Source organism: Clostridium sp., assembly GCF_032552055.1.
In the GTDB taxonomy this organism is placed as follows: domain Bacteria; phylum Bacillota; class Clostridia; order Clostridiales; family Clostridiaceae; genus Clostridium.
Window position 1 is genome coordinate 1 of record NZ_JAWGSV010000155.1, and the last position, 7,441, is coordinate 7,441.

The window sequence follows — 7,441 nt, forward strand, 5'->3', positions numbered from 1 at the left end:
TGAATAAGGAGGATTATTTATGGATAAGTTCAAATTAGTAGAGAAATTAAAAGATAAAGCTAATATTAATTACGAAGAAGCCAAGGAGGTTTTAGAGAAAAATAATTGGGATATATTAGATTCTATAATATATTTAGAAGAGATAGGAAGAATAGAAAAACCTTCTGTAGGTGTGTTTTATACAAATGATAGTATGAATTATAGTAAGGAACAATCGGAAGTAACTAGTATTGTTGAGAGTAAGAAAAATAAAGAGTACAAGGAAAGTTTTCAAGGAGTATTTGAAACTGTATGTAGATATATAGATGATTGTAACAATATTATAATTGAGATTATTAGAAATAATACTGTAATTTTAAAAATACCTTTAACAGTAGTCATACTGCTTTTATTATTTACTTTCTGGATTACCATACCCTTAATAATTGTAGGGTTATTCTTTGACTTAGAATTTTATGTATCAGCTAAAAAGGTAAATGTAGATAAGGTTAATAAGATATCTAATGAGATATCAAAAAGCATAAGGGAATTAAAAGAAAAAATTAAGAAGAGGTTTAATGATGGTTAAGATTTTAATAGTTGAAGATGAAGAAAAAATAGCTAGATTTATAGAACTAGAACTTAAACATGAAGGGTATGAAGTAATAAAGGCTAATAATGGCAGAGCAGGACTAGAGATTGCAGAGAAGGGGGAAGTAGATCTAGTTATTCTAGATGTAATGCTTCCAGAGATTAATGGCCTTGAAGTATTAAGAAGAATTAGAAAGGTTTCAGATATTCCAGTTATTATGCTTACAGCAAGAGATGCAGTTATGGATAAGGTATCAGGCCTTGATGCAGGAGCAGATGATTATGTTACAAAACCTTTTGCTATAGAAGAATTACTTGCAAGGATAAGAACAGCTTTAAAGAAGAGAGTAGTTACAGTAAAAAAGGATATAGATGTACTAAGCTGTGGCCTATTATCACTAGATAAAAAGAAGCATAAGGTAGTATATAATAACACAGAGATAGAATTAACTAATAGAGAGTTTACATTACTACAAATATTAATGGAAAATAAAAATATTGTATTAACTAGGGAAGTACTTATTGAAAAAGTATGTGGATATGATTATTTTGGAGAAACAAATGTAATAGATGTTTATATAAGATTTTTAAGAACAAAGATAGATGATGCTTTCAATATTAAAATTATTACTACTGTCCGTGGTGTAGGGTATGTAATAAAAGATGAGTAAGAAAAATAAATCTAAAAATGTAACATCTATTGCAATAAAAATTAATTCTGTTTTTGTAAGAAAACTATTTTCTAAGTTTCTTCTTATTGATATAATTCTGGCTTTAGTTTTAATTGGTTTTTGGAGCATTGAAAGAGAAGTAAGTTATTATGGAGAGTTTGTTCAAAGTGCTAAAAGAGTACTTAACATTTTTCCTATAGAATCAGCCAACTATGTAGTTACCTGGAGTGATGGAAGAACTTTAGTTATAGATTTTACTAATTTTTTAATGAACTTAAAAAATATAATGATACCTATTTTAATAGTTGAAGGTGTATTTTTATTACAAGAAATAACATTTGGAACAGCAAAAACTAGGCATATTTTAAAGCCTATTGACGAAATAGCAGAAACAGCTAATAGACTTAGTAATATGGAGTTTGATGAAGAAAAATTCCAAAGTCTAGAAGATGCTATACTAAAAATAAGTCCTGTTGCATCCAATGAAAGAATCCATATTGGAGATAGTGAACTTCAGGGATTAGAAGATGCCATTAATAAGCTTCTAGATAGAATGAGAGATTCCTATAGGCAGCAAGCAAGGTTTGTTTCAGATGCATCTCATGAACTAAGAACCCCTATTTCAGTAATTCAAGGGTATGCAAACATGCTAGATAGATGGGGAAAAGATGATGAAAGTGTATTAGAAGAATCTATAACTGCAATAAAGAGTGAATCTGAAAATATGAAGAACTTAATTGAGCAATTATTATTTTTAGCTAGAGGCATTAATGGTAAAACTCAACTTACAATAAAGGAGTTTTCATTAAATGATATGATTAGGGAAGTTTTTGATGAGTCTAAAATGATAGATGAAAAACATAATTATTCATATATTGAGTCAGAGGATATAAGGATAAGTGGTGATATTGGCTTACTAAAACAAACTGCAAGAATATTAGTTGAAAATGCAGCTAAATACACAGTAGAGGGAGAGTCTATAGTATTTAGAAGTGGAAGAAGCAATAATGGAGATCCATTCTTTTCTATTCAAGATAATGGTATAGGTATGGATGAGGCAGATGTACCACATATTTTTGAACGTTTCTTTAGAGCAGATACTGCAAGGGTTAGAAAAAATGGAGGTACAGGATTAGGATTATCTATAGCTAAATGGATTATAGATAATCATAAGGGATACTTTAGTGTATTAAGTAGAAAACAAATAGGAACAAGAATAACGGTGTTTTTACCACAAAATAAGATATAAGTGCTTAGTTTAGAAGATAGTAGGATTAATAGTTCTACTATCTTCTATTTTTTTAGTAATAAACTATAAATTTATCTATAGATAAATTTTTAAGAAAAGCATATCATTTTAAGTAAAAATAATAGTTTTGAAATTTTGAAAATAAATACTTGCATAATTCAGGAGGATATTTTATAATTTTAACACAATTAGAAAAAACAAGAAGTAACAATTAAATAAATATTGGGGGCAAATAAATGAGAAGATATCCAAGTTGTATGGCAACACAGCATCCAGATAATTCACAAAAATATATAACAATACAACAAGAACCAGAAGAAGCAGTAAGGGATTTAAACTTGCAAGAAAAAGGTGGGTTAGGAATTGAAGAGGTGATGGTTGATTTTGAAGGAAAGCTTACACCATATCATCAAACTTCACAAATAACATTAGGATTAATAAATGAGGGGTTTATTCCAGGTGAGGATGTATTTGTAACACCAAGAATTCCTAATGCAATAAAGGAGCCTGTATTTAGACAGTTAATGAGTATAATGTCATTAGTTGAAACTAATATGTTAGCTTATAAGCAAACAGGCAAGCAAGCTATTATTGAAACTATAATTCCAATGATTGAAACTGGTGAGGAATTAATAAAAATTCAAGAGAGAGTTAACTCTATAATTGAGCTTGGAAATAAAAACTATGATATAGAATTCCCATTAAACAGTATTAAGTTAATACCACTAATGGAAGGAATTCCATCCTTAGTAAATATAGATAAAATAATTGATAAATATTATAGACACCTTTGTAGTAAAGATTATAAATTGAAAGATTTAAGGGTAATGATAGCAAGATCAGATTCAGCTATGTCATATGGAATAGTATCTTCAGTATTAGCAGTTAGAATGGCTATTAGTAAGATTCATAAGTGGGGACAAGAAAATGACGTTGAAATAGCACCTATATTAGGTTGTGGATCTTTACCATTTAGAGGACACTTATCAGCAAAAAATATAGAAAACACTTTTAAGACTTATGCAGGAGTTAAGACATTTACTATTCAATCAGGGTTAAAATATGACCATGGTACAGAGGAAACAATAGAAGTAGTAAATAAGCTTAAAGAGCATAATTATATGGAAGACTTTAAGATACTTTCTGAGGAAGAAATGGATCTTATGAAAGAATATATAGGAATATTCTCTAAGCATTATATCGATATATTCACTAGAGTAATTAAAGATGTAGATGGTATATCTAAGTTTATACCAAAGAATAGAGATAGATTAGCAAGTTCTAAATCAGGCTTACAATATGTTAGAGAAGCAATAGATGTAAGTGAAGTAGTAGAATTAGTTAAGGATACAAAGCTAAAGGAAGAGTTATTAAGCTTAAATACAGATGTAGACTGTTCAGTACCAAGAGCTATCACATTTACTGCATCGATGTACACAGCAGGTATTACTCCAGAATTCTTAGGGGTAGGAAGAGGCTTAAGAGAAATTAAAGAGAAATATGGACAAGAAGGCATAGAGAAATTATTAGAATTCTATCCAAGCTTAATAGACGACTTAATATTTGCAGCTAAATATACAAATACTAAGATATCTAAAGGAATAGTTAACGAAGAATGTAGAGATACTTATAAGGAAGATTTCAGTTTAGCTTGTGATATTTTAGGGATTTTAGCTAAGGATTATCCAGAAGAAGAATTTTATCATACTCTATTAAAATCTGTAAGACCAATCTTACTTCATTTAATGGGTAAGGAAGAAGATATGTTTAATGATGTTGAGGAAGAAAAGAAAATTCTTAAGGAATGGATAGTTAAGTTAGGAAAATTAAGAGGTAGCTTAGGCTAATAGATATATTAAAAGAGGATGTTTGTTATATCAAATATCCTCTTTTATTTAACACAAATTATATAGAATTGTTTATGAGATATAAAAATTTTAAATATATGAGTTAGAATATATTTATAAATAGAAATTAGGAGGTATAAACTATGGATACGAATAAATACGACGATGAAATATTTTTTGATAAGTATAGTAAAATGGCTCGTTCAGTTTATGGGCTTAATGGTGCAGGTGAATGGCATATGTTTAAAAAGATGTTACCGGATTTAGAAGATAAGAAAGTATTAGATTTAGGATGTGGACTTGGATGGCATTGTAAATATGCTATTGAAAATAATGCTAAAGAAGTACTAGGAATAGATTCTTCAGAGAAGATGTTAAATAAAGCAGAAAAGATTAATGGAGATAAAGCAATAAAATATGTAAAGGCTACAATAGAAGAAGTAGAATTGAAAGATAGATATTTTGATGTTGTAATAAGTTCATTAGCTTTACATTATATAAAGGATTTTAATATGGTATGTAAGAAGGTATATGATTCTCTTGTAGATAAAGGAGAATTTGTGTTTTCAGCTGAGCATCCAATCTTTACTGCGGAAGGCAAGCAAGATTGGTATTATGATGAATTAGGAAATAGACTTCATTGGCCTGTAGATAATTACTTTAATGAAGGTAAAAGAATAAGTAATTTCTTAGGAGAAGAAGTAACAAAGTATCATAAAACACTTACTACATATATCAATACCTTAATAAAAAATGGATTTGAAATAGTAGAAGTAACTGAGGCGCAGCCATCAGAAGAGATGCTTAAAGATAACAAAGAAATGCTAGATGAGTTACGTAGACCTATGATGATATTGATATCTGCTAAGAAAAAATAATATGGTAAAATATTAATATGGAAGTTTTGTAGGCAAGGGGGGACAGTTTATGGAAAAACTTTTAACAGTAATGAACTTTTCTCATGTATATGAAAAAGAAAGATTCTTTTTGGATGAGGAATATAATTGGGTTGACTGTAGTAAGGTTAGAGGAACTAATGGATATTGCGATAAAACTGCTTTTCATATTTTACAAGATAAAGTTAAATCATTAAAACCCGAAGGTATTCATTTTATTGATTCAGGAAATTATCATTATGTCAGTGAGCTATGGATAGATAAAATAAAAAGTGATTTTACACTAATAGTTTTTGATCATCATTCAGATATGAGAAGACCAAGCCTTGGGGATATATTATCTTGTGGTTCATGGATAATGGATGAGATTGATAATAATAAATATATAAGAAAAGTTATTATAATAGGTTTAAGTGAAGAGCAAAAAGAAACTATTCCAAAGCAATACTTAAATAAGGTAGTAGGGATTTCTGATATTGATTTAATGTCATTGAACAAAAATGATTTATACAAACTTATAAATAGCAGATACCCAGTATATATTTCTATAGATAAAGATGTTTTAAGTGAGGATGTTGTTAATACATCTTGGGATCAAGGTGATATGAATTTTGATTTTCTCAAGAGAATTCTTCATAGTATTATTCTAAAGTACGATATTATTGGTGTTGACGTGTGCGGAGATACGGACCCCAATAATATAGAAAATATAAGAAATAATGATAAGGTTAATGAAAGATTACTAAATTTTTTGTTAGATGAAGATTATAATGAGTAGCTTGGCAATCATTATAAAGAAATTAGAATAGCATTTTATTAAAAAAGGAAGTTCGAATATGAACTTCCTTTAATTTTAGTTGTATAAATTAAAATAAATTTTAAACATTCTAATTTTTACATTATTTAGCTTTATAAGATTTTATCATCCAAAGAGCCTTTTCATATTCTCCTATAAATCCAGCCATTAAATCAATAGAACCTTGATCATTAGCATCTTCTGCTAAAGCTAGTATAGATCTTGATTGACCAAGCATACTTAAGAAGTCAGCTTCTAATATATTTATTGATTCTTCAGCAGATAAACCTTTGCTATCTAATTCTTGTATAGTAGCAAGATTTAAGTATTCTTTCATTGAAGCTGCGGGTCTATGACCCAAAATAAGAATTCTTTCAGCAACCTCATCTAATGATTTAGCCATTGCTTCATAATATCCTTCAAATACACTGTGTAATTGGAAGAAAGCATTACCTTCTATATTCCAATGTAAGTTGTGAATTTTAACATATAATAAATTAAGATTTGCAAGGTAGTCGTTAAGTGATTTTACTACTCCTTCAATTTTTTCATTTTCTAGACCTATATAATTTTTACTCATAAATATTACCTCCAACACTTTATATTAATTTCAAATTTGTAATGATTACAATATTATAATAACTCTAAATCCAAGGGATGTCAATACTATTTCCAAAATTTAATAAAAAAACATAGTTCACATATTAGTTAGATGTGAACTATGTTTTATATTACTTTTATAAAACTATTTAATTTGTATTTCTACATTTTTTACAGATACCCTTAAAATAAAGAGATTGTTCATGGATATCAAAGTCCTTTAAAGAATCTATATTTAGGCTATCTAAATCAATTTTTATATCGTAAAGAGTATGGCAGGACTCACATTTAAAGTGACCATGTTTCTTTACATCCAATATTTGATACCTAAGTTCATTTTCATCAATTATAATAGCTTCTACAATTTTCTTTTCAATAAAAAGATTTAAAGTATTATATACAGTTGTTTTTGATAGTGTTGGAATTTCATCTATTAAAACAGAATATATTTCATTTACACTTGGATGTTCTTTACTATTATATAAATATTCAAAGATTCTTTTTCTTTGATAGGATGGACTAATTCCATGATCTCTTAGATATTTTTCAATATTATCAATGAGTAGCATAAGTATCCCTCCCGTAATTCTTATTTTTTATTAATTAATTATATAAGTTTAGCATAGTTTAAAAAAGTAATCTATAAAAATATACTTAATACTATAGTATATTAAATAATTTTTTATAATATGGTAAAAAGTTATTATTAGCAAAAATATAGATTTACAACTTGTAATAAATTGTGCAGGATTTTTTAACATATTATGCTAGGCTTCCGTCGCAAGCTCCAAGTCAGCTTACTCACAATATGT

General features: G+C 28.0%; 8 protein-coding genes. 6 read left to right on the forward strand and 2 right to left on the reverse strand.

Features of this window, described 5'->3' with window-relative positions:
* Positions 1–19: 19 nt before the first annotated feature.
* From E6248_RS10750 to E6248_RS10775, 6 genes are all read left to right on the forward strand, one after another.
* Positions 20–568: a ubiquitin gene (locus E6248_RS10750; RefSeq protein ID WP_316340803.1), complete on the forward strand. Its 549-nt coding sequence runs from the start codon at positions 20–22 to the stop codon at positions 566–568.
* Positions 561–1,241 carry a response regulator transcription factor gene (locus E6248_RS10755; protein ID WP_316340804.1) on the forward strand — a complete coding sequence of 227 codons (681 nt, stop codon included), beginning with the start codon at positions 561–563 and terminating at the stop codon, positions 1,239–1,241. Before E6248_RS10750 ends, E6248_RS10755 begins: the two co-directional genes overlap by 8 nt.
* Positions 1,234–2,490, forward strand: coding sequence for a HAMP domain-containing sensor histidine kinase (locus E6248_RS10760; RefSeq protein WP_316340805.1), 1,257 nt, complete (start codon positions 1,234–1,236; stop codon positions 2,488–2,490). The genes E6248_RS10755 and E6248_RS10760 overlap by 8 nt, the downstream gene beginning before the upstream one ends.
* 236 nt (positions 2,491–2,726) lie before the next feature.
* Positions 2,727–4,337, forward strand: coding sequence for a phosphoenolpyruvate carboxylase (ppcA, locus tag E6248_RS10765; protein ID WP_316340806.1), 1,611 nt, complete (start codon positions 2,727–2,729; stop codon positions 4,335–4,337).
* Positions 4,338–4,480: 143 nt separating this feature from the next.
* The gene (locus tag E6248_RS10770; protein ID WP_316340807.1) at positions 4,481–5,215 is read left to right on the forward strand and encodes a class I SAM-dependent methyltransferase; all 735 of its coding nucleotides are present in this window, start codon (positions 4,481–4,483) and stop codon (positions 5,213–5,215) included.
* A 49-nt stretch (positions 5,216–5,264) separates the two neighbouring features.
* Positions 5,265–6,011, forward strand: coding sequence for an arginase family protein (locus E6248_RS10775; protein ID WP_316340808.1), 747 nt, complete (start codon positions 5,265–5,267; stop codon positions 6,009–6,011).
* Between the two features lie 121 nt (positions 6,012–6,132).
* Here the strand turns inward: E6248_RS10775 and E6248_RS10780 are convergent, their stop codons facing one another.
* Together E6248_RS10780 and E6248_RS10785 are read right to left on the reverse strand one after the other, a co-directional pair.
* Positions 6,133–6,609 carry a Dps family protein gene (locus E6248_RS10780; protein WP_168354958.1) on the reverse strand — a complete coding sequence of 159 codons (477 nt, stop codon included), beginning with the start codon at positions 6,607–6,609 and terminating at the stop codon, positions 6,133–6,135.
* 169 nt (positions 6,610–6,778) lie between these two features.
* The gene (locus E6248_RS10785) at positions 6,779–7,198 is read right to left on the reverse strand and encodes a Fur family transcriptional regulator (protein ID WP_316340809.1); all 420 of its coding nucleotides are present in this window, start codon (positions 7,196–7,198) and stop codon (positions 6,779–6,781) included.
* Positions 7,199–7,441 lie beyond the last annotated feature (243 nt).

Excerpts from the sequence above, each read along its gene's own strand:
- E6248_RS10750 (WP_316340803.1), top strand. The coding sequence starts at position 20 with ATGGATAAGTTCAAATTAGTAGAGAAATTAAAAGATAAAGCTAATATT.
- E6248_RS10755 (WP_316340804.1), top strand. The coding sequence starts at position 561 with ATGGTTAAGATTTTAATAGTTGAAGATGAAGAAAAAATAGCTAGATTT.
- E6248_RS10760 (WP_316340805.1), top strand. The coding sequence starts at position 1,234 with ATGAGTAAGAAAAATAAATCTAAAAATGTAACATCTATTGCAATAAAA.
- ppcA (WP_316340806.1), top strand. The coding sequence starts at position 2,727 with ATGAGAAGATATCCAAGTTGTATGGCAACACAGCATCCAGATAATTCA.
- E6248_RS10770 (WP_316340807.1), top strand. The coding sequence starts at position 4,481 with ATGGATACGAATAAATACGACGATGAAATATTTTTTGATAAGTATAGT.
- E6248_RS10775 (WP_316340808.1), top strand. The coding sequence starts at position 5,265 with ATGGAAAAACTTTTAACAGTAATGAACTTTTCTCATGTATATGAAAAA.
- E6248_RS10780 (WP_168354958.1), bottom strand. The coding sequence starts at position 6,609 with ATGAGTAAAAATTATATAGGTCTAGAAAATGAAAAAATTGAAGGAGTA.
- E6248_RS10785 (WP_316340809.1), bottom strand. The coding sequence starts at position 7,198 with ATGCTACTCATTGATAATATTGAAAAATATCTAAGAGATCATGGAATT.